This window comes from Streptomyces sp. NPDC048411 (assembly GCF_040704695.1).
Lineage (GTDB): Bacteria > Actinomycetota > Actinomycetes > Streptomycetales > Streptomycetaceae > Streptomyces.
The window spans coordinates 21358-46098 of the sequence record NZ_JBEZKL010000025.1; the positions used below are offsets into that span (position 1 = coordinate 21358).

At 70.6% G+C, this 24741-nt stretch carries 22 protein-coding genes, 4 tRNA genes, 1 other RNA gene and 1 pseudogene; 16 read left to right on the forward strand and 12 right to left on the reverse strand.

Annotated elements, in window-relative coordinates:
• The first annotated feature begins 93 nt into the window (after positions 1 to 93).
• Together AB0915_RS12175 and AB0915_RS12180 are read left to right on the forward strand one after the other, a co-directional pair.
• The gene (locus AB0915_RS12175; RefSeq protein ID WP_366691000.1) at positions 94 to 378 is read left to right on the forward strand and encodes a hypothetical protein; all 285 of its coding nucleotides are present in this window, start codon (positions 94 to 96) and stop codon (positions 376 to 378) included.
• Positions 360 to 773, forward strand: a complete 414-nt coding sequence (locus tag AB0915_RS12180) for a PIN domain-containing protein (protein WP_366691001.1) — start codon at positions 360 to 362, stop codon at positions 771 to 773. Before AB0915_RS12175 ends, AB0915_RS12180 begins: the two co-directional genes overlap by 19 nt.
• Before the next feature lie 135 nt (positions 774 to 908).
• Here the strand turns inward: AB0915_RS12180 and AB0915_RS12185 are convergent, their stop codons facing one another.
• Positions 909 to 1580 carry a response regulator transcription factor gene (locus AB0915_RS12185; RefSeq protein WP_366691002.1) on the reverse strand — a complete coding sequence of 224 codons (672 nt, stop codon included), beginning with the start codon at positions 1578 to 1580 and terminating at the stop codon, positions 909 to 911.
• Positions 1577 to 2038: an ATP-binding protein gene (locus tag AB0915_RS12190; protein WP_366691003.1), complete on the reverse strand. Its 462-nt coding sequence runs from the start codon at positions 2036 to 2038 to the stop codon at positions 1577 to 1579. Before AB0915_RS12190 ends, AB0915_RS12185 begins: the two co-directional genes overlap by 4 nt.
• Positions 2039 to 2380: 342 nt before the next feature.
• Here AB0915_RS12190 and AB0915_RS12195 point away from each other — a divergent pair.
• Positions 2381 to 2608, forward strand: a pseudogene (locus AB0915_RS12195) (tyrosine-type recombinase/integrase); the annotation flags it as partial.
• A gap of 80 nt (positions 2609 to 2688) precedes the next feature.
• Here AB0915_RS12195 and AB0915_RS12200 read toward each other — a convergent pair.
• Positions 2689 to 2776, reverse strand: a tRNA-Ser gene (locus tag AB0915_RS12200).
• 109 nt (positions 2777 to 2885) lie between these two features.
• Here AB0915_RS12200 and ffs point away from each other — a divergent pair.
• The 6 genes from ffs (at position 2886) to AB0915_RS12230 (ending at position 11349) form a co-directional block, all read left to right on the forward strand.
• Positions 2886 to 2982: signal recognition particle sRNA small type (ffs, locus tag AB0915_RS12205), an RNA gene on the forward strand.
• Between the two features lie 115 nt (positions 2983 to 3097).
• Complete coding sequence (locus tag AB0915_RS12210) at positions 3098 to 5269, forward strand: DNA polymerase III subunit gamma and tau (protein ID WP_366691004.1); 2172 nt, start codon at positions 3098 to 3100, stop codon at positions 5267 to 5269.
• A gap of 81 nt (positions 5270 to 5350) precedes the next feature.
• Complete coding sequence (gene purD, locus AB0915_RS12215; RefSeq protein ID WP_366691005.1) at positions 5351 to 6601, forward strand: phosphoribosylamine--glycine ligase; 1251 nt, start codon at positions 5351 to 5353, stop codon at positions 6599 to 6601.
• Positions 6602 to 6881: 280 nt separating this feature from the next.
• A complete protein-coding gene (locus AB0915_RS12220; RefSeq protein WP_366691006.1) occupies positions 6882 to 8642 on the forward strand; it encodes a hypothetical protein in 1761 nt (586 codons plus the stop codon).
• A gap of 232 nt (positions 8643 to 8874) precedes the next feature.
• A complete protein-coding gene (locus AB0915_RS12225; RefSeq protein ID WP_366691007.1) occupies positions 8875 to 10338 on the forward strand; it encodes a N,N-dimethylformamidase beta subunit family domain-containing protein in 1464 nt (487 codons plus the stop codon).
• A 111-nt stretch (positions 10339 to 10449) separates the two neighbouring features.
• Positions 10450 to 11349 carry a phosphoribosylaminoimidazolesuccinocarboxamide synthase gene (locus AB0915_RS12230; protein ID WP_366691008.1) on the forward strand — a complete coding sequence of 300 codons (900 nt, stop codon included), beginning with the start codon at positions 10450 to 10452 and terminating at the stop codon, positions 11347 to 11349.
• A 43-nt stretch (positions 11350 to 11392) separates the two neighbouring features.
• Here the strand turns inward: AB0915_RS12230 and AB0915_RS12235 are convergent.
• The 8 genes from AB0915_RS12235 to AB0915_RS12270 form a co-directional block, all read right to left on the reverse strand.
• A tRNA-Gly gene (locus AB0915_RS12235) sits at positions 11393 to 11468 on the reverse strand.
• A gap of 22 nt (positions 11469 to 11490) precedes the next feature.
• Complete coding sequence (locus AB0915_RS12240; RefSeq protein WP_366691009.1) at positions 11491 to 12102, reverse strand: response regulator transcription factor; 612 nt, start codon at positions 12100 to 12102, stop codon at positions 11491 to 11493.
• Complete coding sequence (locus AB0915_RS12245; protein ID WP_366691032.1) at positions 12099 to 13427, reverse strand: histidine kinase; 1329 nt, start codon at positions 13425 to 13427, stop codon at positions 12099 to 12101. Before AB0915_RS12245 ends, AB0915_RS12240 begins: the two co-directional genes overlap by 4 nt.
• Before the next feature lie 16 nt (positions 13428 to 13443).
• Positions 13444 to 14214 (reverse strand): ABC transporter permease, encoded by a 771-nt coding sequence (locus AB0915_RS12250; RefSeq protein WP_366691010.1) that lies wholly within the window; start codon positions 14212 to 14214, stop codon positions 13444 to 13446.
• Positions 14211 to 15137 (reverse strand): ABC transporter ATP-binding protein, encoded by a 927-nt coding sequence (locus AB0915_RS12255; protein WP_366691011.1) that lies wholly within the window; start codon positions 15135 to 15137, stop codon positions 14211 to 14213. The genes AB0915_RS12250 and AB0915_RS12255 overlap by 4 nt, the downstream gene beginning before the upstream one ends.
• A 144-nt stretch (positions 15138 to 15281) precedes the next feature.
• A tRNA-Gly gene (locus AB0915_RS12260) sits at positions 15282 to 15354 on the reverse strand.
• 81 nt (positions 15355 to 15435) lie between these two features.
• A tRNA-Gly gene (locus tag AB0915_RS12265) sits at positions 15436 to 15507 on the reverse strand.
• 125 nt (positions 15508 to 15632) lie between these two features.
• A complete protein-coding gene (locus AB0915_RS12270; protein ID WP_366691012.1) occupies positions 15633 to 15968 on the reverse strand; it encodes an Lsr2 family protein in 336 nt (111 codons plus the stop codon).
• Positions 15969 to 16351: 383 nt separating this feature from the next.
• On the opposite strand from AB0915_RS12270, the gene purS reads away from it, so the two are divergent.
• The 7 genes from purS to purM all read left to right on the forward strand — a co-directional run bounded on the left by purS (position 16352) and on the right by purM (position 24065).
• Positions 16352 to 16612: a phosphoribosylformylglycinamidine synthase subunit PurS gene (purS, locus tag AB0915_RS12275; RefSeq protein ID WP_037695153.1), complete on the forward strand. Its 261-nt coding sequence runs from the start codon at positions 16352 to 16354 to the stop codon at positions 16610 to 16612.
• Positions 16609 to 17289, forward strand: coding sequence for a phosphoribosylformylglycinamidine synthase subunit PurQ (gene purQ, locus AB0915_RS12280; RefSeq protein ID WP_366691013.1), 681 nt, complete (start codon positions 16609 to 16611; stop codon positions 17287 to 17289). Before purS ends, purQ begins: the two co-directional genes overlap by 4 nt.
• Positions 17286 to 19535: a phosphoribosylformylglycinamidine synthase subunit PurL gene (purL, locus tag AB0915_RS12285; RefSeq protein WP_366691014.1), complete on the forward strand. Its 2250-nt coding sequence runs from the start codon at positions 17286 to 17288 to the stop codon at positions 19533 to 19535. Before purQ ends, purL begins: the two co-directional genes overlap by 4 nt.
• 149 nt (positions 19536 to 19684) lie before the next feature.
• Positions 19685 to 20485, forward strand: coding sequence for a sterol carrier family protein (locus AB0915_RS12290; RefSeq protein WP_366691015.1), 801 nt, complete (start codon positions 19685 to 19687; stop codon positions 20483 to 20485).
• 52 nt (positions 20486 to 20537) lie between these two features.
• Positions 20538 to 20735: a hypothetical protein gene (locus AB0915_RS12295; RefSeq protein WP_366691033.1), complete on the forward strand. Its 198-nt coding sequence runs from the start codon at positions 20538 to 20540 to the stop codon at positions 20733 to 20735.
• A 669-nt stretch (positions 20736 to 21404) separates the two neighbouring features.
• Positions 21405 to 22931 carry an amidophosphoribosyltransferase gene (gene purF / locus AB0915_RS12300; RefSeq protein WP_366691016.1) on the forward strand — a complete coding sequence of 509 codons (1527 nt, stop codon included), beginning with the start codon at positions 21405 to 21407 and terminating at the stop codon, positions 22929 to 22931.
• A 60-nt stretch (positions 22932 to 22991) separates the two neighbouring features.
• Positions 22992 to 24065 carry a phosphoribosylformylglycinamidine cyclo-ligase gene (purM, locus tag AB0915_RS12305; RefSeq protein WP_366691017.1) on the forward strand — a complete coding sequence of 358 codons (1074 nt, stop codon included), beginning with the start codon at positions 22992 to 22994 and terminating at the stop codon, positions 24063 to 24065.
• A 344-nt stretch (positions 24066 to 24409) separates the two neighbouring features.
• Here purM and AB0915_RS12310 read toward each other — a convergent pair whose 3' ends face one another.
• Positions 24410 to 24667 (reverse strand): DUF3073 domain-containing protein, encoded by a 258-nt coding sequence (locus AB0915_RS12310; protein WP_358858233.1) that lies wholly within the window; start codon positions 24665 to 24667, stop codon positions 24410 to 24412.
• Positions 24668 to 24741: the final 74 nt, after the last annotated feature.

The window sequence follows — 24741 nt, forward strand, 5'->3', positions numbered from 1 at the left end:
GCCCGAGGCTCTGCCTGCAACCAGGACTGCAACCATGCCAACCGGTCGTCCAGACCAGGAGCTCTATTCCTACTTCTTTGATAATCTGGCTCCATGACTGAGATGCCCTACAGCATCGGCGAGGGGCCGGCCACCAGGGTCAGCCTCTCCCTGCCCGAAGGTACGGCCGAGGCGATCCGTCAACGAGTAGGCAAGCGCGAGTTCTCGGCGTTTGTTGCCGCGGCTGTCGAGCGGGAACTGCGTGGTCAGATCCTGGACGAGTACCTGGCCGACTATGAGCGCAGGCAGGGCCCGATCTCGTCGGCGGAGCAGGATCGGGCCCGGCGTGTTTTCGATGAGGTGTTCGCCGAGGAGGGCGGATGGCCCGTCGCAAGCTGAGTCACGAGGGCACCTTGGTGCTCGACTCCGAGGGTCTCTCCAAGCTGCTCAGCGATCACGAGCCCGCTGTCGCGCTGGTCGCGGAGGCCCGGAAGCGGGGCATGGAGGTGGTGATCAGTGCTCTGACCATCATCGAAGCCGTGCATAGTCGTACCGACCAGGCGCGCCTGCGGTGGATTCTGTCCGGGCTGCGGATTGTGGCGGTCGGCGACGAGGAGGCTCGGGCCGCTTCGGCGATGCTGATCGGTGCGGATCTTCATGGCCACAAGTACGCGATTGACGCGGCAGTGGCTGAGCTGGCTCTGCGGCAGCAGCGACCGGTCGTCCTGCTGACATCCGACATCGACGACATGAGCAAGCTCTGCGGTGACCGCGTACGGCTCGTGGCCGTCTGACGTACTTTCTCGAGTGCGCGCGCTCTTGGAGAGCGGCTGATGTGGTGCGCGCGCCTGGCGTGAGTTTCGCCGGGCTCCGTGGCTGCCGGTCGTGACCCCGCACACGATCTGTCAGTCAGGACACTGCGACTGCCATCACCAGGTGCGCGGTTCGGAGATGTCCATGAGGCGGCTCTCCCAGGCCCAGGCGGCGACCTCGACGCGGTTGCGGACGCCGAGCTTGTTCTGGATGGTCGCCAGGTGGCTCTTGACGGTGCTGAGGGTGATGAAGAGGGCGCCGGCGATCTCCTGGTTGGTGCGGCCCCTGGCGATGGCCCGGACCACCTCCGTCTCGCGGGCCGAGAGCGGCTGCGCGGGCCGGGCTACGGCCGCCGTACGGGCCGGGGCGAGGTTGCGGAGCAGGCGCAGGGTGATGGACGGGGAGATCAGCGCGTCCCCGGCGTGTGCGGCCCGGACGGCCTCGATGAGCAGGGCGGGGGCGGCGCCCTTGAGGACGAAGCCGACCGCCCCGGCGTGCAGTGCGCCGTGGACGTACTCGTCCAGGTCGAAGGTGGTGACGATGACCACCCGGAGCGGGTCGGCGACTCCGGGGCCGGCCAGGGCGCGGGTGACGTCGATGCCGTCCAGTCCCGGCATGCGGATGTCGATCAGGCACACGTCCGGGCGCAGTCGTCGGGCGAGTTCGACCGCCTCGAAGCCGTCGGCGGCTTCGCCGACCACGGTGAGGTCGTCCTGGTCCTCCAGGATGCGGTGCAGGCCGCTGCGGATCATCGCCTGGTCGTCGGCGATCAGGACGCGGATGCTCAACGGGTCTCCTCCTTCGGGACGGGCAGGGTGGCCAGGACCGACCAGCCCGTGTTCGGGGCCGGCCCGGCGGACAGGTGGCCGCCGAGTGCCTCGACACGCTCGCGCATGCCGATGAGGCCGAAGCCGCCGTGGTGCTTGTGCCGGGTGTGCCCGGGCGTGGCGTCGTCGGTGACGGTGACGGTGACGGTGTCCGGGCCGTGGGCGATGTCGACGCTGGCGGAGCGAGCGTGCGCGGCGTGGCGGGCGATGTTGGTCAGGGACTCCTGGACGACCCGATGGACGGTGGTGGCCACCTCGGGCGGCCAGGGCGCTGGGTCGACGGGCAGTCGCAGGCTCACCTCGGGGCCGTGCCCGTCGAACCGCCGGACCAGTTCTGCCAGTTGCTCCGGGCCGGGCGCCGTAGGGGCCGTGGTGGCGACGTCGTCGGTGTCACGTAGGAGGCCGACGACCCGACGCATCGCGGCGAGCGCATCGCCGCCGGCCTCCTCGATGCCGGAGATGGTGATCCGCGGCGGGTACCGGCACCTCGAACGCGCCGCTGCCTCCGCGGCGCTGGGATGCCCGTCGTGGGAGCTCGGGCTGTGCGCTGGCTGCGGCCAGCTGATGCGGCGCTACGGGTGGAACGCTGCCATGTACTGCAACGTGTGCCGGTCCGTCCTCAACGGGCGGTAGCCGCGAACTGCAACCAGAACTGATGACCGAGGGCGGCGACCGGGACAAGCCCGGACGCGGATGGATCTGGGTTCCAGGACCCGGGCGCGGAACAGATGGTTCTGGTGGATGCAGTTCTCGATCTGGTTCTGCACGATGCCCGGCACACCGCGGCAACCGTTCTGCTCATCATCGGTGTCCCCGAACGGGTTGTGATGCAGATCATGGGCTGGTCGTCCACGGCGGTGGCGGCGCGGTACCAGCACGTGACGGGCGGCATCCTCGCCGACGTCGCGCAGCGGGTCGGGGGACTCATCTGGGAAGTGGCCAAGGACCCCGACCTGAGCGGCCCGGAAGGCTCCGAAGAGTCTCGTTGAGACTGCAGATGAGACTAAGAACGTCGAAGGGCCCCACCGCAAGCGGTGGGGCCCTTCGACGTATTGCCCGGTGAGAGCAATGGCGGAGGATACGAGATTCGAACTCGTGAGGGGTTGCCCCCAACACGCTTTCCAAGCGTGCGCCCTAGGCCACTAGGCGAATCCTCCGCGGCAAACAATACAAGACGTTGAGGAGTGCTCGCGAACCCGTTCCCCGGAGAGGGGTCGGGAAGGTGGGCGGGTGGACTTGACCGGGTGGGGATCGGCTAAGGTGGGCATCAGCCCCTCACGTGGCGCTATCTGACTGAACTCCCCCAGGGCCGGAAGGCAGCAAGGGTAGGTTGGCTCTGGCGGGTGCGTGGGGGGCCCTTGCGTGTTCGGGCCCGTGGCGTCGATTCCCGCGGCTTCCGAGCCGCCGCGGCCGCTCCTTCCCCGGTGGTGTCCCCGGTCCGGGGCCGGTTGTCAGTCCGCCCCGATAACCTCGTATGTGTGTCGTCCCTTGCGCTGTACCGCCGCTACCGCCCCGAGTCGTTCGCCGAGGTCATTGGGCAGGAGCATGTCACTGACCCGCTGCAGCAGGCGCTGCGGAACAACCGGGTCAATCACGCGTACCTGTTCAGCGGTCCGCGCGGTTGCGGGAAGACGACCAGCGCGCGGATCCTCGCCCGCTGTCTGAACTGTGAGCAGGGCCCCACGCCGACGCCGTGCGGGGAGTGCCAGTCCTGCCGGGACCTCGCGCGCAACGGGCCGGGATCGATCGATGTCATCGAGATCGACGCCGCGTCGCACGGTGGCGTGGACGACGCCCGTGATCTGCGGGAGAAGGCGTTCTTCGGGCCCGCGTCGAGTCGTTACAAGATCTACATCATCGACGAGGCGCACATGGTCACATCGGCGGGGTTCAACGCCCTGCTGAAGGTGGTCGAGGAGCCGCCGGAGCATCTCAAGTTCATCTTCGCGACCACCGAGCCCGAGAAGGTCATCGGCACGATCCGGTCGCGTACGCACCACTACCCGTTCCGCCTCGTACCGCCGGGGACGCTGCGCGAATATCTGGCCGAGGTCTGCGGCAAGGAGAACAGCTTCGTCGAGGACGGCGTCCTGCCGCTGGTCGTGCGGGCCGGCGCCGGTTCCGTGCGTGACTCGATGTCCGTCATGGACCAGCTGCTGGCCGGCGCGGGCGACGACGGTGTGACCTATGCCATGGCGACCTCGCTGCTCGGTTATACGGACGGCTCGCTGCTCGACTCCATCGTGGACGCGTTCGCCGCGGGCGACGGGGCCGCGGCCTTCGAGGTCGTGGACCGGGTGATCGAGGGCGGCAACGACCCGCGGCGCTTCGTCGCCGACCTCCTGGAGCGGCTGCGCGACCTGGTGATCCTGGCCGCCGTGCCGGACGCCGGGGAGAAGGGGCTGATCGACGCACCCGCCGACGTGGTCGAGCGGATGCAGGCCCAGGCGTCCGTCTTCGGCGCCGCAGAGCTGAGCCGCGCCGCCGACCTCGTCAACGAAGGGCTTACGGAGATGCGCGGGGCCACCTCGCCGCGTCTGCAGGTCGAGCTGATCTGCGCCCGGGTGCTGCTGCCCGCCGCCTTCGACGACGAGCGTTCGCTCCAGGCCCGGCTGGACCGGCTGGAGCGCGGTGCTTCGTTCGCGACCGCCGGAGCAGGGCCCGCCATGGGGTACGTACCGGGCCGGGAGGCCCAGGCGCATGCGCCCGTGGCCATGGTTCCGCCGGGCGGCGGCGTCGCTGCGGCGCGGGCCGCGGTACGGGGGGACGCACCCGAGGCCGCGCCCGTACCCGCCGCGCCCGCGGCACCGGTCGCGCCTGCGCAGTACGCGGCGCCCGCCGACCCCGCACCGCAGCCGCCCGCCGAGGCTCCCTCCGGCAGCCAGCGTCCCGGGGCCTGGCCCGCCGCGGCCGCGCCGGAGCCGGGGCGCCGTCCCGGCGGCTGGCCGACCGCCTCCGCCCCCGGTCAGGCACCCGCCCCCGTCACGCCTGCGGCCCCCGCCCCAGTGCCGGCCGCCGCACCCGCTCCCGGTGCGGCCGAGCCGAGTCCGGGGATGGCTCAGGGCGCCGCACAGGTACGGAACATGTGGCCCGACATCCTGGAGGCCGTGAAGAACCGGCGCCGGTTCACCTGGATCCTGCTCAGCCAGAACGCGCAGGTCACCGGGTTCGACGGCACCACCCTGCAGATCGGCTTCCTCAACGCGGGCGCCCGCGACAACTTCGCGAGCAGCGGCAGCGAGGACGTGCTGAAGCAGGCACTCGCCGAGCAGTTCAACATGCAGTGGAAGGTCGAGGCGATCGTCGACCCGTCGGGCGGCGCGGGGCAGCCTCAACAGACCGGCGGCAGGCCCCCCGCCGCAGCCGCACCGCAGCGTCCGGCCGCGCCCGCCCCGCAGCAGTACGAGTCCCGGCCGGCGCCCGCGTCGGCCCCGCACCAGCAGCCGGGCACGGCGGGCACCGGTCCCGCACCCGCCGCGGCGCCCGCACCCCAGCCGCACCATGCCCCCGAGCCGCCGCATTCGGTCGCGCCGGAGGACGACACCCCCGAGGCGGACGACCCGGACCTGGTCGACTCCGCCCTCTCCGGCCACGACCTGATCGTCCGGGAGCTGGGCGCCACGGTCGTCGAGGAGTTCACCAACGAGTAGCGGTCCGGAAGCCGCTCCACGGGGTGGCCACGGAGCGGCGCCCGTCAAGACGGCCGTGCCCCGGCGGCTAGGCTGCACCCCGTGAAGGTCCTCGTCATCGGCGGCGGCGCCCGCGAACACGCCCTGTGCCGCTCTCTCTCCCTCGACTCCGACGTCACCGATCTGTACTGCGCTCCCGGCAACGCCGGCATCGCAGAGGTGGCCGAACTGCACCCGGTCGACGCACTCGACGGCGCCGCCGTCGCGCGCCTCGCCACCGAACTGGGCGCCGAGCTGGTGGTCGTCGGCCCGGAGGCACCGCTTGTCGCCGGGGTCGCCGACGCCGTCCGCGCCGCAGGCATCCCCTGTTTCGGCCCGTCCGGTGAGGCGGCCCAGCTGGAGGGCTCCAAAGCGTTCGCCAAGGACGTGATGGCCGAGGCCGGTGTCCCCACCGCCCGCAGCTATGTCTGCACCACCCCCGCCGAGATCGACGCGGCCCTCGACGCCTTCGGCACCCCGTACGTCGTCAAGGACGACGGACTCGCCGCGGGCAAGGGCGTCGTCGTCACGGACGATGTCGAGGCGGCCCGCGCCCACGCGCTGGCCTGCGACCGCGTGGTCATCGAGGAGTTCCTCGACGGCCCCGAGGTGAGCCTCTTCGCGATCACGGACGGCACCACCGTGCTGCCGCTCCAGCCCGCCCAGGACTTCAAGCGGGCCCTCGACAACGACGAGGGCCCGAACACCGGCGGTATGGGCGCCTACTCTCCGCTGCCGTGGGCCGACCCCAAGCTGGTCGACGAGGTCATGGAGTCGGTCCTGCAGCCGACCATCGACGAGCTCCGCCGCCGTGGCACCCCCTTCTCCGGGGTGCTGTACGCGGGACTCGCGATCACCTCGCGCGGCGTCCGGGTCATCGAGTTCAACGCCCGCTTCGGCGACCCGGAGACCCAGGTGGTCCTGGCCCGGCTGAAGACCCCGCTGGCCGGTGTTCTGCTGGCCTCCGCCAATGGCACCCTGGATGAGCTGCCCCCGCTCAGGTGGCGCGACGACGCCGCGGTCACCGTGGTCATCGCCTCGCACAACTACCCGGACACGCCGAGGACGGGTGACCCGATCGGCGGCCTCGACGACGTTGCGGCGCAGGACGCTCCGCACGCGTACGTCCTGCACGCCGGGACCAGGCGGGACGGCGACACGATCGTCAGCGCGGGCGGCCGGGTGCTGTCCGTGACCGCGACGGGCGAGGACCTCGCCACCGCCCGGGAGCGTGCCTACACGGCGGCCGCCCGAATCCGACTCGACGGCTCGCAGTTCCGTACGGACATCGCCCGAAAGGCCGCCGAAGCCTGATCGGCCGGTCCGGTACCTCCATTTCGCCCCCTCGCGCCTCGGGCCCGAGGGGGCGACGTCATGCCCCTGCCCTATGCGTACCGGCACGTCAGCACCTTTACCCAAAGCCATTCCATCGAGTGACGGCTGGGCTATCCGGATGACGTCCGCCGAGGCCCCAACTAGGGTGCGGCGCAAGCGTTCCGGCACTTGGCCCACCGGCATTGCGATGTCTGTGACGGGTGCCACAGTGGGGGAGTGAGCAATACCGCCGCGGGGGCAAAGGGGGTGACGTCCGGCCGTGTCCGGTACCGGTGCTGGTGAGGAGCTGGGCGCGCAGGCTGCGCGCACCCGAGCTCTCGCCCTGCTGCGCATTCGCAGCAGGGCAATGGCCGCGGCCCTGCTGCCGGCGGCGGTCGCCGTCGTGCTGCTCGTCGCGGGTGCGCAGGGCCGTATCGGCGGTGGCGCCTTCTACGCCGTGCGCTGGGCGGTGACGGCCTGCGCCGTGCTCGTGCTGCTGGGCGCCGTCGCGGTCTCGGTCGCGATCGTGCGGGCGAGACCTGCGGTCAGTCCTACGGTCCCGCTCAGCGAGCAGGCCGCCCCCGATCTCTACCGGCTGGTCCGGGATCTCGCCGACCGGCTCGGCGTCCCCGCGCCGTCGGCCATAGCCCTCACGCCCGACTGCGACAGCTGGCTGGAGGACCGCAGCCACCCCGCCGCGCAGCCCGCCGGGGGCTCCGCGGGCCGGCCCGCCGTCTCCGGGGGCCGCCGTCATGGCGTGCAGACGACGCCCGTGCTCGTCATCGGTTCGCCGTTCCTGTGGTGGATGCGGGTCGCCGAGCTACGGGCGGTGCTCGCCCCGGTCGTCGCGGGCACGGGCCCCTCCGCCCATCCCGACATAGCCGCCGCCCGCCGTTTCGTACGGGGACTGGACGGCGCGGTCGCCGACGCGGACACCCCCGTGCCCGGACCGCTCGCGACGCTGCGCAGAGTGCCGCGCCGCTTCGTCGGCTGGATCGCACGGCTGCTGCTCCGCACCTGTCGTGGTCATGCAGCAGCGATGGAGCGGGCTGTCGCCGCCTCCGCGTCCGAGCGTGCACAGGCTGTGGACTACGGGCTGCGGATCGTCGCCCAGGAGCAGGTCGGACTCGCCTACGCCGGCTGGGACCGGCTGCTCACCCGGGTCGCGCTGCCCGCCTGGCGGCTGGGCCGCTGGCCGTCCCGGCTCGACGCCGGCGTCGTCTCCGCCCTCACTGAGCTCTCCCGGCGCGACCGGCTCGCCGAGAGCTTCGCCTCCCGGCTCGGTGAGCGCCCTGCCTGCGACCTCCTGGAGGAGCCCGGAGCGGCCGACGAAGCCGCTTCGCTGCTGGCCGCCCGGCTCTTCCACGGCGGCCCGGCGGAGACCGGTCCCGACTGGGCCCCGGTCGACTGGCAGCAGTACCCGGAAGAAGTCGTCGACCGGAAGTGGCGCACCGAAGCGGCCCGTCTGCACCGCGTCCTGGACGCGCTGGGCGTCCGGCATGCGCCGACGGCCGCGGAGGAGGACGGGGCCGACGCGACGCACGGATCGCACGGCGCCGAACCCGTGGATGTCGCCGTGCCCACACTGGCCCGGGTCGTCGAGCATCTGGCCGGCCGGAGCGGCCGCAGCGAGGAGCTCGCCGCCGGGATCAGTGCCGCGGTGGCCCGCGAGGAGGCAGCGGCCCCGCCGGGTCCCCCGGCAGCCGGTGTCTCCGACGCCTGCCCTGCCTCCGGCGGCGATGTCCTGGACTTCTGGGGACCCCACCCGCTGCCGCTCTTCCCGCTCCAGCCGCCCCGTACGGGTGCGGAGCTGCTCGTCGACCATGTCGCGGCGATGGTCTGCTGCGCCGCCGTGGACACGGCGGGTGCGGCGCCCGGCCTGGACTGGCTCGACGGACCCGCGCTGCTGGTCGACGGCGAGCGCCGGGCCGATCTGGGCAGCCCGGTCCTCAGCCTGGTCGAGGACGGCGACGCCGGACCGCTGCGTTCGTGGCTCGCCTCGGTGGGCGTCCGCACCGACAAACCTGTCCGCCTCGTCTGACGGCCTCCCCCGCGACAGGGAGTGGGCTCCCGATCGCGGGGGAGGCCGTGACCCACGGGTGCGCTCCCGTGGGTCAGGGGCTCGTCGGCCCCACGATCCGGAGAAAAGCGTTCCGTTCACGTCAATTCACGACGAACGGTGACGAGGTGCATGCGTTATGTGATGTGCTGGGGATCGACGCCGACGGTCAACGCACCACTGTTGTCCGGGGGACTCGAGGGAGGGAAGCGCCATGGGGGCGGAGCAGATTCGCCGATGGGAATCGGGTGCCCTCGCGCATGCCGTCTCCGATCCGTTCGGCCAGGGCCCCCTGCCCTGGCTCCGCGGCAGCGAGAACTACTTCGACGACACCGGCCAGGTCGTCCCCTGGTACGCCGATCCCACCCTGGCCCGCGGCTCCACCGGCGGAGGCACCCGTACCGCCGACGACGTACACCGCCAGATCAAGGGTTTCGCCTCGACCGGCGCCGCGGCCCCCGGTGAGGCGATCGACTTCCACATCACCGTGGACCCGCCGCAGCAGTTCACCGTGGACATCTATCGGATCGGTCATTACGGGGGCGACGGCGCCGCCAAGATCACCACGAGCCCGCGGCTCTCCGGCATCGTCCAGCCCGCCCCGCTCACCGCCGACCGCACCGTCTCCTGCCACCACTGGTGGCAGTCCTGGCGGCTGCAGATCCCCACCTACTGGTCGATCGGCGCCTACGTCGCCGTGCTCACCACGGTCGACGGCTACCGCTCCCACATCCCGTTCACCGTCCGTGACGACCACCCGGCCGATCTGTTGCTCGTCCTGCCGGACATCACCTGGCAGGCGTACAACCTCTACCCCGAGGACGGCCGCACCGGCGCCAGCCTCTACCACGCGTGGGACGAAGAGGGCCGGCTGCTCGGCGAGGAGGACGCGGCGGTCACCGTCTCCTTCGACCGCCCGTACGCGGGCGCCGGGCTGCCCCTCCACGTCGGTCATGCCTACGACTTCATCCGCTGGGCCGAGCGGTACGGCTACGACATCGGGTACGCCGACACCCGCGATCTGCATGCCGGCCGGATCGAGGTCGGCCGGTACCGGGGCCTGATCTTCCCGGGCCACGACGAGTACTGGTCGGTCCCGATGCGCCGCACCGTGGAAGCGGCGCGCGACGGCGGCACCTCGCTCGTCTTCCTCTCCGCCAACACCATGTACTGGCAGGTCAGCCTCTCCCCGTCGCCGTCCGGTGTCCCGGACCGGCTGCTCACCTGCCGCAAACGCCGCGGCCCGGGCAGGCCCGCACTCTGGCGCGAGGTCGACCGGGCCGAGCAGCAGGTCCTCGGCATCCAGTACGCGGGCCGGGTTCCCGACCCCCACCCCCTGGTCGTTCGGAACGCGGAGCACTGGCTCTGGGCCGCGACCGGGGCGGACGAGGGCGACGAGATCGACGGACTGGTCGCCGGCGAGGCCGATCGCTACTTCCCGCGCACCGCCCTCCCGGAGCATGACAGCCGCATTCTGCTCGCCCACTCCCCGTACCAGGACAGCGAAGGCGCGACGCGCCACCAGGAGACGTCCCTCTACCGCGCCCCGTCCGGCGCCCTCGTCTTCGCCTCCGGCACCTTCGCCTGGTCGCCGGCCCTGGACCGCCCCGGCCACGTGGACACCCGTATCCAGCGTGCCACTGCCAATCTCCTCGACCGCATCTGCAAACGCGGCTGAGAAGGGCCGTCCGGAGTCACCTGCTGCTGGTCCTCAACCCCCCGCTCTGCCCCATCCCACCGGATACGGGAGAATCGGAACGACTCCTGGATCAACCTACGCGGAGGCAGCGTGTCCGGATTTGTAGAAAAGCCCGAGCCGGTGGTGGTCCCCGGACTCACCCACCTCCACACCGGCAAGGTGCGCGAGCTGTACCGGAACGAGGCGGGCGACCTCGTCATGGTCGCCAGCGACCGGATGTCCGCGTACGACTGGGTCCTGCCCACCGAGATCCCCGACAAGGGCCGCGTCCTCACCCAGCTCTCGCTGTGGTGGTTCGACCAACTGTCCGACCTCGTCCCGAACCACGTCCTGTCCACGGAGCTCCCCGCCGGAGCCCCCGCCGACTGGGCCGGGCGGACGCTGATCTGCAAGTCGCTGCGGATGGTCCCTGTCGAGTGCGTCGCCCGCGGCTATCTCACCGGCTCGGGCCTCGTCGAGTACAACGAGTCCCGTACGGTCTGCGGACTCGCCCTCCCCGAGGGGCTCGTCGACGGATCCGAACTTCCGGCACCGATCTTCACCCCCGCCACCAAGGCGGCCGTCGGTGACCATGACGAGAACGTGTCGTACGAGGAAGTGGCCCGCGAGGTCGGTGCGGAGACCGCGGCCCTGCTGCGCCGCGCCACCCTCGACGTCTACGGCCGGGCCCGCGACATCGCCCGCGAGCGCGGCATCATCCTCGCCGACACCAAGTTCGAGTTCGGCTTCGACGGTGAGGACCTGATCATCGCGGACGAGGTGCTGACCCCGGACTCGTCCCGCTTCTGGCCGGCCGCCGCCTGGGAGCCGGGCAAGGCGCAGCCCTCGTACGACAAGCAGTTCGTGCGCGACTGGCTGACCTCACCGGCCTCCGGCTGGGACCGGAAGAGCGAGCAGCCGCCCCCGGCGCTGCCGCAGGAGATCGTCGACGCGACCCGGGCGAAGTACCTGGAGGCGTACGAACTCCTCACCGGCCACACCTGGCAGTAGGACATGAAGAAGGCCCCGGTCACAGGACCGGGGCCTTCTTGCGTGGAGCGAACGACGAGGTTCGAACTCGCGACCTCAACCTTGGCAAGGTTGCGCTCTACCAGCTGAGCTACGTTCGCATGCGCCGAAGCGCGATGCCTACTATACCCATCCGCGCTCCCGCGCGAGACGCACCGCCGTATGACGGTTCTCCGCGCCGAGCTTCGAAGCGGCCGCGGAGAGGTAATTCCGTACGGTTCCCTGCGACAGCGACGCCCGCTCCGCGATCTCCGCGACCGGTGCCCCGTCCGCCGCCAGTTCCAGCACCTCGGCCTCGCGCACCGTCAGCGGCGAGTCCCCTGCGGAGATCGCGTCGGCCGCCAACTCCGGGTCCACATAACGGTTTCCGGCGTGGATGGTACGAATGATGCCGGCCAGCTGCCGGGCGCTGACCGTCTTCGGGACGAACGCCCGCACGCCCGCCGTGAGCGCCCGTTTCAGATGTCCGGGCCGGCCATGACTCGTCACGATCATGGTCCGGCAGCCGGGCAGTTCAGCCCGTAGCGATGTGGCCACACTCACACCGTCCGCACCGGGCATCTCCAGATCGAGGACCGCGACATCGGGGCGATGGACGCGCGCCATGGCGAGCGCCTCCGGACCGGTCGCCGCCTCCGCGACCACGACGAGGTCGTCCTCCAGCGCGAGCAGCGCGGCCAGCGCGCCCCGGATCAGATGCTCGTCGTCGGCGAGCAGCACCCGTACGGTCGTCATGGTCGTTCCTCCTGAAGGACGGGTGCCTCCCGGGCGGCAGGTGGCTTCTCCTGGTGGCGGGCCGAGGATGCCGCCGGCCCGAGCGGGATCGTCGCCGTGAGCCGGAACAAGCCGTTCCGCGCCGGGCCCGCGTCCAGCGAACCGTCGACCCCGCGAAGCCGCTCCCGCAGCCCGGCCAGCCCGGAGCCGCCCGATCCGGAGCCGTCGCCCGCCACGGAACTCCCGTCCGGTCCCGGGGCAGCCACCGCCGCCCCGTCGTTCTCCACCAGCAGCACGACCTCGTCCGCCGAGGATCTGAGCCGGATCGTGCAGTGGCGCGGGTCGCCGTGCCGCAGCACATTGGTCGCCGCCTCCCGTACGACCCAGCCGAGCGCCGACTGCACGGGCGTGGGCAGCTGGTCGCCGGTGTCCCCCGTCGCCTCGCACCCGATCCCGGCCGCACTCAACACCCCCCGGGCACCGGCCAGTTCCGCACTCAGATCGGCCTCCCGGTATCCCCGTACGACATCCCGCACCTCCTGCTGGGAGGTGCGGGCTATCCGCTGCACCTCGACCATCTGGTCCACCGCCTCCGGCTTGCCGCGCTCCGCCAGCTCCACGGCCAGTTCGCTCTTCAGCGCGATCACGGCGAGATTGCGGCCCAGTACGTCGTGCAAGTCCCGCCCGAACCGCAGCCGTTCCTCGGCGACCGCGAGCCGGGCCTGAAGATCCCGGGCCTCCTCGGCCTGCCACATCACGCCCAGGCTCCAGGCGCTGGGCCGTACGGAGATCAGTGTGAGCAGGCTGCCGAAGAGTGTCGTCGGCCCCACCCCGGCCAGTGTCCCGCCCCGCACTCCGACCGCGGCGAGAACGCCGACGCTCAGCGCGGTGACGACGAACGACTGGATCAGGAAGGTGCGGACCGGGGTCAGCAGGGCCTGCGTTATCGCGAACGCCACCGGAGCGTTCATGGTCATGAGGAGCAGTCCGTCGTCGTCCACCCCGTCCACCCCGGCCAGCGTCGCCAACAGCCCCAGGCTCACCAGCAGCAGCACCAGGGGCGTCAGCTGCCGCCGCCGGGGGAAGACAGCGGCGCCGAGGTAGTGCGCGTAGGACAGCTCCACGTTGCGGTTGCTCAGCAGGCACTGCACAAGACTCACGAGCAGCAGTGCCACGCCCAGCGCGATCGGCAGCGGCGCATGGCGGATGTCCGACTTGAAGGGGGCCAGCTGCCACGACAGGGTGAAGAGCCAGGGGATCACCGAGACGGTCAGCCGCGAGTACAGATCGATCCGCTCCAGCTTGCTGCGCTTCTGCCAGCTGCGGCGCCAGCCCCGTACGAGCACCACGGTATGTCCCCCCTCAGCGTCGTGGCTCCCAGCGGAACCGACGGTGCACAGCAAACACGGCGAACGCGGTCCAGGCCAGCCCCGTCAGAGCGGCCATGAGCAGGTCGGATCCCTCGGCCCCGCCCAGCCAGCCCGTCCGTACGAGGGTCATCACACCGGTCATCGGCAGCAGTTCGCACACCTCTGCAATCCCGTCCGGCAGCACGTCCAGGGGCACGAAGAGCCCGGAGCCCACCATCGAGACGAGGAACAGCGGCAGGGTGGTGAGCTGGGCGGTCTGTACGGTGCGGGTCACCGCGGACGTCGCTGCCGCCAGCGCGGTCAGCATCACCGCACCCACCAGCAGCCCGGCTGCGAGCAGCTCGGGCCGCCGCGGCCCGCCGAGCCCGAACACGGCCGCGCCGACCGAGATCATCAGTACGGTTTGTGCGAGCGCCAGCGCCACCGACGGCATCGCGGTCCCGGTGAGGATCTCCCGGTCGGGCACCTCCCCGGTACGCAGCCGCTTCAGCACCAGATCCTCGCGCCGCGCGACATAGGCGGCGACCAGGTTCATGTAGACGACCTGGATCAGCACCATGCCGACGCCGCCGCTCAGCGCCGCTCCGGCCACGGTCACCCCGGTCCCGGCGAGGTCGACCGATTCGAGCGACGACTTCATCACCACGACCATCGCGACCGGGACGAGCAGCGCGACGAAGACCGCCGACCTGTTCCGCAGCAGCAGCGTCAGCTCGGCCCGGCCGAGAGCGCTCAGCCGTCCCTGGACCGTCGTGCCGGTCATGCTGTCACCGCCGCTTCCTGCGCCGTCCGCGCAATATCGAGGAACGCCTCTTCGAGCGAGGCCGAACGGGCGTCGAGCCGCAGGAGTTCCACGTCGGACTCCCGTGCCCAGCCGAGCAGTTCGCCCAGCGAGTCCTGCAGCCGGCGGGTGCGGATCTCGATCCGCCGCCCGTCGGCCGCGGCCCGCAGCCCCAGCGGCAGCCGCCCCGCACCGACCCCCACGGGCAGCTCGAACCGGATCCGGGCCGGACGGGACGCGGTCACCTCGGCGGGGGTCCCCGCGACCACGATCCGGCCCCGGTGCATGATCGCCAGCCGGCCGGCGAGTGATTCCGCCTCTTCCAGGTAGTGCGTGGTGAGAAGGACCGTCGTGCCGCCGTCCCGCAGCGTGCGCACCAGCTCCCAGGTGTCCCGCCGCCCCTCGGCATCGAGTCCGGTGGTCGGCTCGTCCAGGAACAGCACGTCCGGCCTGCCGAGCAGCGCCAGCGCCAGGTCGAGGCGTCGCTTCTCGCCGCCGGAGAGCTGCTTGACCCGGACGCGCGCGCGGCCGGTGAGACCGACGAGCCCCAGCGCCTCACCCGTGGGCCGCGGTGCGCTGGTGCATCCCGCCCACATCCGCAGGGTCTCGGAGACCGTGAGATCGGACGGGAAGCCGCCCTCCTGGAGCATCACCCCGATCCGGGGGCGGACGGCGGCGCGCTCGCGGTACGGGTCGTGGCCGAGCACCCGTACGACCCCGCCGTCGGGCCGGGCCAGTCCCTCCAGCAATTCGACGGTGGACGTCTTGCCTGCGCCGTTCGTCCCGAGCAGCGCGAAGATCTCGCCGCGCGCCACGGAGAAGGAGATCCCGCTCACAGCCTCGAAGCCGCCTGCATAGCGGCGCCGCACCCCGTCCGCCTCGATCACGCATTCATCGCTGGTCATGTCCTCAGACTTCCGCCGGATCACGGCGGCGAGCAGTGCGAGCTGTCACCACTGCCCATGACAAACGTCACGCGGGATCGAGGGAGACGAGTGCCGGAATACGACGAAGGCCCTGGTCGGTATCGACCAGGGCCTTCGATCAAGAGCGGACGACGAGATTCGAACTCGCGACCCTCACCTTGGCAAGGTGATGCTCTACCAACTGAGCCACGTCCGCATTGCTGCCGCTCAGCTTTCACTGGGCGGTGCGAACACCACTCTACCCGATCCACCGGAGTGGTTGTTAAGAGCGATGCAGAGCGGGTGACAGGAATTGCACACTGCGCCTTCCCCCTGGAAGGGGGATGTTCTGCTACTGAACTACACCCGCACGCTGCGTGAGGCCCGGCTTTTCGGCCTTGCCCCTCGGCGTGCTCCAGACTCTAGCCGAACTGATGGGGTGTCGCGCAAGTCGGTGCCGCGGGGTGTCGCCGCGGGGGCTGTGCCGGGTGTCGTTCAACTGGCCTCGCGGAACGCCTCGTAGACCTTCTTGGGGATCCGGCCGCGGGCCGGCACCTCCATTCGGTGCGAGCGGGCCCAGGCGCGCACGGCCGCCGGGTCGGGTTCCAGTGAGGTGTGCCGGTACGAGGCGGGAGTCTTGCCGCGCTTGCCGACATTTGTCTGCTTGCGGCCGGCCGCCATGTACGGCGCGAGGACCTTGCGCAGTTTCTTTGCATTCGACGGATTCAGGTCGATCTCGTACGACTTCCCGTCCAGGGCGAAGGTGACCGTTTCCGCCGCTGCTCCCCCGTCGATGTCGTCGGAGAGGGTGACCACTACGCGCTGAGCCACGGATATCGGTCCTTTCCTACGGCATCGGCGCGTCTGGCATGCGCTGATGACCGGCCTTCCGGCTGCTAGGCGGATGCGGGTCGACCGGTGTCGACTGTTTAGGGGTAATCCTGCTTTCCCCGGTAATCATTTGTACAGCGACAGGCACCGCATTGTGAAGCCCGGCCAATTGCCTCCGCGTGTCCGCCTTCTATGTAAGTGCCGTGAGGATTTCTCTTTGCGGAACTTTTCCCGCCTGTTGTCACAGCCGATATCTCCATGTGATCGAGCCCGTTTGATATCTACCCGCGTAGAATTTCTGGGCAGGTAGGCTGAGGGGACCTGCGGGGGTCTGGGGAGCCCCCCGGAGAAACAGCCGCACCACACCACCACCGGGAGTGCCAGTGGCACGCGTCGTAGTCGACGTCATGCTCAAGCCGGAGATCCTCGACCCGCAGGGACAGGCGGTGCAGCGTGCACTGCCCCGTCTCGGCTTCGAGGGAATCGCGGACGTACGTCAGGGAAAGCGTTTCGAGCTGGAGGTCGAGGGGCCGGTCGATGATGCCGCCCTCGGTCGCATTCACGAGATGGCCGAGACGTTCCTCGCCAACACCGTCATCGAGGACTTCACCGTGAAGGTGGAGAAGGCCGAGGAGTCGAAGTGACTGCTCGTATCGGAGTCGTCACCTTTCCGGGCACGCTCGACGACCAGGACAGCCTGAGGGCCGTACGGGTCGCGGGCGCCGAACCCGTATCGCTGTGGCACCGCGACAAGGACCTGCACCAGGTCGACGCGGTCATCCTGGCGGGCGGCTTCTCCTACGGCGACTATCTGCGGGCCGGGGCCATCTCCCGGTTCTCGCCGGTCATGGAGACCGTCATCGAGCAGGCCAGGGCGGGGATGCCGGTCCTCGGCATCTGCAACGGCTTCCAGATCCTGACCGAGGCACACCTGCTGCCCGGCGCGATGCTGCAGAACAACCACCTGCACTTCATCTGCCGCGACCAGAAGCTCCGCGTCGAGAACGCGGAGACCGCCTGGACCTCGGACTACTCCGCGGGCCAGGAGATCTCCGTACCGCTCAAGAACATGGACGGGCGTTACGTCGCCGATGAGCGTGTCCTCGACGAGCTGGAGGCGGAGGGCCGTGTCGCCTTCCGCTACCTGGACGTGAACCCCAACGGCTCGCTCCGCGACATCGCCGGCATCACCAACGCCGCGGGCAATGTTGTCGGTCTGATGCCGCACCCGGAGCACGCCGTCGAGCCGCTGATCGGAACCGGTCGCACCGACGGTCTCGGTTTCTTCACCTCGATCATCAAGAAGCTGGTCAACGCATGAGCCTGGATACGGTCAAGCACGCGGCCGAGACCCCGGACGTCGAGCAGCCCTGGAAGGAGCTCGGCCTCAAGGAGGACGAGTACGCCAGGATCCGCGAGATCCTGGGCCGCCGTCCCACCGGCGCCGAGCTCGCCATGTACTCCGTGATGTGGTCCGAGCACTGCTCGTACAAGAGCAGCAAGGTCCACCTCAAGCAGTTCGGCGAGAAGGTCCCCGCCAACGACGCGATGCTCGTCGGCATCGGCGAGAACGCCGGTGTGGTCGACGTCGGTCAGGGTTACGCGGTCACCTTCAAGGTCGAGTCGCACAACCACCCCTCGTACATCGAGCCCTATCAGGGCGCGGCCACCGGCGTCGGCGGCATCGTCCGCGACATCCTCGCCATGGGTGCCCGTCCGGTCGCGGTCGTCGACCCGCTGCGGTTCGGAGCGGCCGACCACCCCGACACCAAGCGGGTCCTCCCGGGTGTCGTCGCGGGTATCGGCGGGTACGGCAACTGCCTGGGGCTGCCCAACATCGGCGGCGAGGTCGTCTTCGACGCCTGCTACCAGGGCAACCCGCTCGTCAACGCCGGCTGCATCGGCGTGATGAAGCACGAGGACATCCACCTGGCCAAGGCCTCCGGCCCCGGCAACAAGGTGATCCTGTACGGCGCCCGCACCGGCGGCGACGGCATCGGCGGCGTCTCGGTCCTGGCCTCGGAGACCTTCGAGTCGACCGGTCCGGCGAAGCGCCCGGCCGTCCAGGTCGGTGACCCGTTCCAGGAGAAGCTCCTCATCGAGTGCACCCTGGAGATCTTCGGCGAGAAGCTCGTCGCGGGCATCCAGGACCTCGGCGGCGCGGGTCTTTCCTGCGCCACCTCGGAGCTGGCCTCCGCCGGTTCCGGCGGTATGCGCGTCGAGCTGGACACCGTTCCGCTGCGCGACTCCTCCCTCTCGCCCGAGGAAATCCTCATGAGCGAGTCGCAGGAGCGCATGTGCGCGATCGTCGAGCCGCAGCACGTGGACCGCTTCCTGGAGATCTGCGAGAAGTGGGACGTCATCGCCACCGTCATCGGTGAGGTGACCGAGGGCTCGCAGCTGGAGATCTTCTGGCACGGCGAGCAGATCGTCGACGTGCCGCCGCGGTCCGTCGCCCACGAGGGTCCGACGTACCACCGCCCGTTCGCCCGCCCGTCCTGGCAGGACGCGCTGCAGGCCGACGACGCGAACAAGCTGCCCCGCCCGGCGAACGCCGCCGAGCTGCGCGAGCAGGTGCTGAAGCTGGTCGCCTCCCCGAACCAGGCCTCGAAGGCGTGGATCACGGACCAGTACGACCGGTTCGTGCAGGGCAACACCGTGCTCGCCATGCCCGAGGACGCCGGCATGGTCCGGATCGACGAGGAGTCGAACCTGGGCGTGGCCATGGCGACCGACGGCAACGGCCGGTACGCGAAGCTCGACCCGTACACGGGGGCGCAGCTCGCGCTGGCGGAGGCGTACCGCAATGTCGCCACCTCCGGCGCCAAGCCGCTCGCCATCTCGGACTGCCTGAACTTCGGTTCGCCCGAGGACCCGGACGTCATGTGGCAGTTCGCCGAGGCCACCCGCGGTCTCGCGGACGGCTGTCTGGAGCTCGGCACCCCGGTCACCGGCGGCAATGTGTCGCTGTACAACCAGACCGGTGAGACGGCGATCCACCCGACGCCGGTCGTGGCCGTGCTCGGCGTGATCGACGACGTGACGCGGCGTACCCCGGTCGCCTTCAAGGACGAGGGCCAGCTCCTCTACCTGCTCGGCGACACGCGCGAGGAGTTCGGCGGCTCGGCCTGGTCCGAGGTCGTCCACAACCACCTCGGCGGGCTGCCTCCCAAGGTCGATCTGGGCCGCGAGAAGCTGCTCGGCGAGATCCTGATCTCGGCGTCCCGCGACGGCATGGTCGACGCGGCGCACGACCTCTCCGACGGCGGCCTGATCCAGGCGGTCACCGAGTCCTGCCTCCGCGGCGGGAAGGGTGCCCGGCTGGTGGTGCCGGACGGTCTGGACGCGTTCACGTTCCTCTTCTCCGAGTCTGCGGGCCGCGCGGTCGTCTCGATTCCGCGCAGCGAGGAGCTCCGCTTCAACGACATGTGCGGGGCGCGGGGTCTGCCCGTCACCCGGATCGGTGTCGTGGACGGCGAGGAGATCGAGGTCCAGGGGGAGTTCAGCATCCCGCTGAGCGAACTCCGCACGGCCCACGAGGCGACGATCCCCGGTCTGCTCGCCTGAGAACCTGCCGGGTGACCTCTGATCCGGCGGACTAAGGTCACCCGACAGGATCTGAGCCGGACGCGCTGTTCGATTGCGTGACGCCTGAGCCCCCGCCCGGTCCGCCGGGCGGGGGCTTCGTCGTGGGGACACCCCGTAGGCTCGCTCCCATGCCGCCGTCCCAGAAGCGCGCCCGCCGCTACGACCTCGCCCGGACCCGCACCGCCGTACAGGCGCAGTTCGCCCATGTCCGGTCAGCGGTCAGCACGCTGACGCCCGATCAGCTCGCCCTGCCGACCCGGCTCGGGGAGTGGACGGTGCGGGAGCTGGCCGCCCATCTGACCATGGCGGTCTCGAACGTCTGCCGGAACCTGGAGCTGCCCGAGCCGCCCGGGGACAAGCCCGAGGTCTCCCTGCTGGAGTGGCCGTTCTCGACCGCGGGGCGGGCCGGCCGGATCGCCGACGCCACCAGGGCGCTCGCCGTGGACCGTCCCGACCTCGACGCGTTGTACGCGGAGGTCGCCGACCGGTTCGACGCGGTGGTGCCGGGCGTGGGTGAGGACCGGCTGCTGCCGACCCGGGTCGGTGTGATGCGGCTGGGTGACTTCCTCGTCACCCGCACCGTCGAACTCGTCGTGCACACGGACGACCTGAGCGCGGCGACCGGGCTCGACATCCCGTACGACCGGCAGGCACTCGCCGCCTGCACCCGGCTGCTCGCCGACGCCCTCGCGGAGAAGGCGCCCGGCGGCTCGGTGGAGGTACGCGTTCCGCCGTTCGCCGTCGTCCAGTGCGTCCCGGGCCCGAAGCACACGCGCGGTACGCCGCCCAACGTCGTCGAGACCGATCCGCTGACCTGGATCCGGCTCGCGACCGGGCGTACGCAGTGGCGGGCGGCGCTCGATGCGGCAGCGGTCAGTGCCGGCGGCGAGCGGGCCGATCTCGGTGACCTGCTGCCGCTGCTCCGCTGAGAGGCACCGGATCGGCCCTTCGTACCGTCACATGGCCATGCTCAGACACCGCATGCCTGTCAGCGACGGCGTCCTGGCCCTCGGCGTACGTCTTCTCCCGGCACGCCCGCGGTTCGGCCGGCAGCTCCGGCTCGGCTCCCGCCCGGTTCGCCTGTTCCCGCGGGTCCGGGGCGAGCTGGAAGAGCTGGTCGGCGCCGTTCTTGCCCCGGTGGTACTTCCGGTCGCCGCGCCACGGCACCCGCTCCCGTGACCGAGCGGTCACCGAGGGGCTGCGTGGGTCAGGAGGCTCCTAGGGCCTGTTCTGAGTTCCCCGTCGTCCGCGCGAAGCGCGGGCGCAGCGGTGGTCGGTGCGGTGGTCGGTGCGGTGGTCGGTGCGGCGAGCGTGCGTGCCGGGCGTCGGGGCGCAGGCGGGGAACTCAGAACAGGCCCTAAGGGGGCATGCGCCTGTCAGTGCCGGTCTCGCACACCGGACGCCGGGGCGAGGCGCACCGGGGAACTCGCGCGCGGCGCACCGGCGGCCCGCGCACAGCGGAGCGGACCCGACGGTGACGCCGCCGGTGCGGAGAAGCCGCATAGCGGGCCTCGGCGGCCCGCACCCGGTGTGAGGCTCGCCACGAAACGAGCGTTCGGCCGGCGCCCCCGGCGTCCCGTCGGCGGACTCACCGAGCGCCACCACCGGGCCCGGCACCCCCGGGGGCACCCCCTGGCTTGAACCAGCCGGTAAACGGCCGGTAGGCCGGGCGTCAGCCGCCCTGTAGCGGATCCTGCCCCGCCTCCGCCCCCCGCCGACAGCCGAATTCCGTCACTGCCCGTGACCGCGCACGTGGCCCCCGGAACGGCGCTTCGGGCCTCTTCCCCGGTGCTCCGACGGGGTGTCCCCAATTCGGACCAGTGGTCGACCTCGCCTACACTCGGTGGTGTGCCTCGTGGTGATGGACGACTCAACCACGACCTGCTCCCCGGAGAAAAGGGCCCCCAGGACGCTTGCGGCGTCTTCGGTGTCTGGGCTCCGGGCGAAGAGGTCGCCAAGCTCACCTATTTCGGACTGTATGCCCTGCAGCACCGTGGACAGGAGTCCGCGGGCATCGCAGTGAGCAACGGGTCCCAGATCCTGGTCTTCAAGGACATGGGACTGGTCTCGCAGGTCTTCGACGAAACGTCTCTGGGATCTCTCCAGGGCCATATCGCGGTCGGTCATGCCCGCTACTCCACCACCGGTGCCTCGGTGTGGGAGAACGCGCAGCCGACGTTCCGTGCGACCGCGCACGGCTCGCTCGCCCTGGGTCACAACGGCAATCTGGTCAATACGGCCCAGCTCGCCGAGATGGTCGCCGACCTTCCCCGCAAGGACGGCCGCGCCACCCAGGTCGCCGCGACGAACGACACCGATCTGGTGACCGCTCTGCTCGCCGGCCAGACCGACGACGACGGCAAGCCGCTCACCATCGAGGAGGCTGCCGCCGCGGTGCTTCCCGAGGTGAAGGGCGCCTTCTCGCTCGTCTTCATGGATGAGCACACCCTCTACGCGGCCCGTGACCCGCAGGGCATCCGCCCGCTGGTCCTCGGCCGGCTGGAGCGTGGCTGGGTGGTGGCCTCCGAGTCCGCCGCCCTCGACATCTGTGGTGCCAGCTTCGTCCGCGAGATCGAGCCGGGCGAGCTCGTCGCCATCGACGAGAACGGCCTGCGCACCTCGCGCTTCGCGGAAGCGAAGCCCAAGGGCTGTGTCTTCGAGTACGTCTATCTGGCCCGCCCCGACACCGACATCGCCGGGCGCAACGTCTATCTCTCCCGTGTGGAGATGGGGCGCAAGCTGGCCGCCGAGGCCCCCGTCGAGGCCGATCTGGTCATAGCGACTCCGGAGTCCGGCACCCCCGCCGCCATCGGCTACGCGGAAGCAAGCGGCATCCCGTTCGGCGCCGGTCTGGTCAAGAACGCGTACGTCGGCCGGACCTTCATCCAGCCCTCCCAGACCATTCGCCAGCTGGGCATCCGCCTCAAGCTGAACCCGCTCAAGGAAGTCATCAAGGGCAAGCGCCTGGTGGTCGTCGACGACTCGATCGTCCGCGGCAACACCCAGCGCGCACTGGTCCGGATGCTTCGCGAGGCCGGTGCCGCCGAGATCCACATCCGGATCTCGTCCCCGCCGGTGAAGTGGCCCTGCTTCTTCGGCATCGACTTCGCGACCCGTGCGGAGCTGATCGCCAACGGCATGACGGTCGACGAGATCTCCACGTCCATGGGGGCCGACTCGCTCGCGTACATCTCGCTCGACGCGATGGTCGAGGCGACCACGATCGCCAAGCCGAACCTGTGCCGCGCCTGCTTCGACGGTGAGTACCCGATGGAGCTCCCGGACCCGGAACTGCTCGGCAAGCAGCTGCTGGAGACCGAGCTGGCGGCAGGCCCTGCGGCGACCGCCGCGGCCGACGCACTGCGTCGTCCGTGACCGGCCACGCACACCAGCCCTGCCACCAGCCCCGTATTTCCACACGAAAGATCCCAGGCAATGTCTGAGACAACAGGTGCTTCCTACGCGGCAGCGGGCGTCGACATCGAGGCCGGCGACCGTGCCGTCGAGCTGATGAAGGAGTGGGTGAAGAAGACGCAGCGCGCAGAGGTCGCGGGCCTTGGCGGCCTGGGCGGATTCGCCGGCCTCTTCGACGCCTCGGCCCTCAAGCGCTACGAGCGTCCGCTGCTCGCCTCCGCCACCGACGGCGTCGGCACGAAGGTCGACCTCGCCCGCAAGATGGGCGTGTACGACACCATCGGCCACGACCTCGTCGGCATGGTCGTCGACGACCTGGTCGTCTGCGGCGCCGAGCCGCTCTTCATGACCGACTACATCTGCGTCGGCAAAGTGCACCCCGAGCGTGTCGCGTCCATCGTGAAGGGCATCGCCGAAGGCTGCGTGCTGGCCGGCTGCGCCCTGATCGGCGGCGAGACCGCCGAACACCCGGGCCTCCTCGGCCCCGACGACTTCGATGTCGCGGGCGCCGGTACGGGCGTGGTCGAGGCCGACCTGCTGCTCGGCCCGGACCGTATCCGTAAGGGTGACGCGGTCATCGCGATGGAGTCGTCCGGACTTCACTCCAACGGGTACTCGCTCGTCCGCCACGTCTTCTTCGACCGGGCCGGCTGGGCGCTGGACCGCGACGTCGAGGAGTTCGGCCGCACACTCGGCGAGGAGCTCCTGGAGCCCACCAGGATCTACTCGCTGGACTGCCTGGCGCTGACCCGTACGACCGAGGTGCACGGCTTCAGCCACGTCACCGGCGGCGGTCTCGCCAACAACCTGGCCCGGGTCATCCCGGACGACCTGCACGCCACCGTCGACCGCTCCACGTGGACGCCCGGCGCGGTCTTCGACCTGGTCGGCAAGGCCGGTCAGGTCGAGCAGCTGGAGCTGGAGAAGACGCTCAACATGGGCGTCGGCATGATCGCGATCGTCCCGGCGGAGTCCGTGGATGCCGCTCTGACGACGCTGGCCGACCGCGGGGTCGACTCCTGGGTGGCCGGCGAGATCACGGACCGCGGTACGCACGGCTCGGGTGCCGAGCTGGTTGGGGCGTACGCGCGCTAGGGCGCGTACGCCCCATGAGGAGTGGCGTCCGGTGCGTGCGATCGCAGGGCAGCCGGACGTCCTGGCGTGGGGTCTCCCCTGCTCGAACGAAGCTGAGAGCTTGGGGAAGGAACCACCAGGGCTTTTGGCCGACGCGGCGAGCAGGCGTGCCGGGCTGTGCGACGAGGCAGAGCCTGCCGGGAGGGGCACTGGGACACGCGGCGGGGGCAGGGCGCACCGGTACCGTCCGGAGACCGTCCTGCTCTTGGCCGCCGGGCAGGTTCAAGCTGCCGATCGGCCCCGAAAAGCGCAACACAGAACCCGGTCCGGGCAGGCCCGGACCGGGTTCATGTGTCAGCGCGAGGTCAAGCGCCGCGGCGCTGTGACGACGGACCGGACTGGTCGTCCTCGTCCTCATCGTCGTCATCGTTGTACAGATCCGCGTACTGTGCGTACGGGTCATCTTCCTTGTCGTCGTCCTCGAACGGCTCTGCGTTCGGTGGCTGACTCGAAGGCGATGCGCCCAGCTCATTGGCCAGACGCGACAGGTCAGTCCCGCCGCTGCTGTACTTCAGCTGGCGGGCGACCTTTGTCTGCTTGGCCTTTGCCCGGCCGCGCCCCATGGCTCGACCCCCTCGGTGACGGGGCTCGACGGCCCCAGAGTCTTGACACGCGTTCATGTTTCAGGACGGACTCT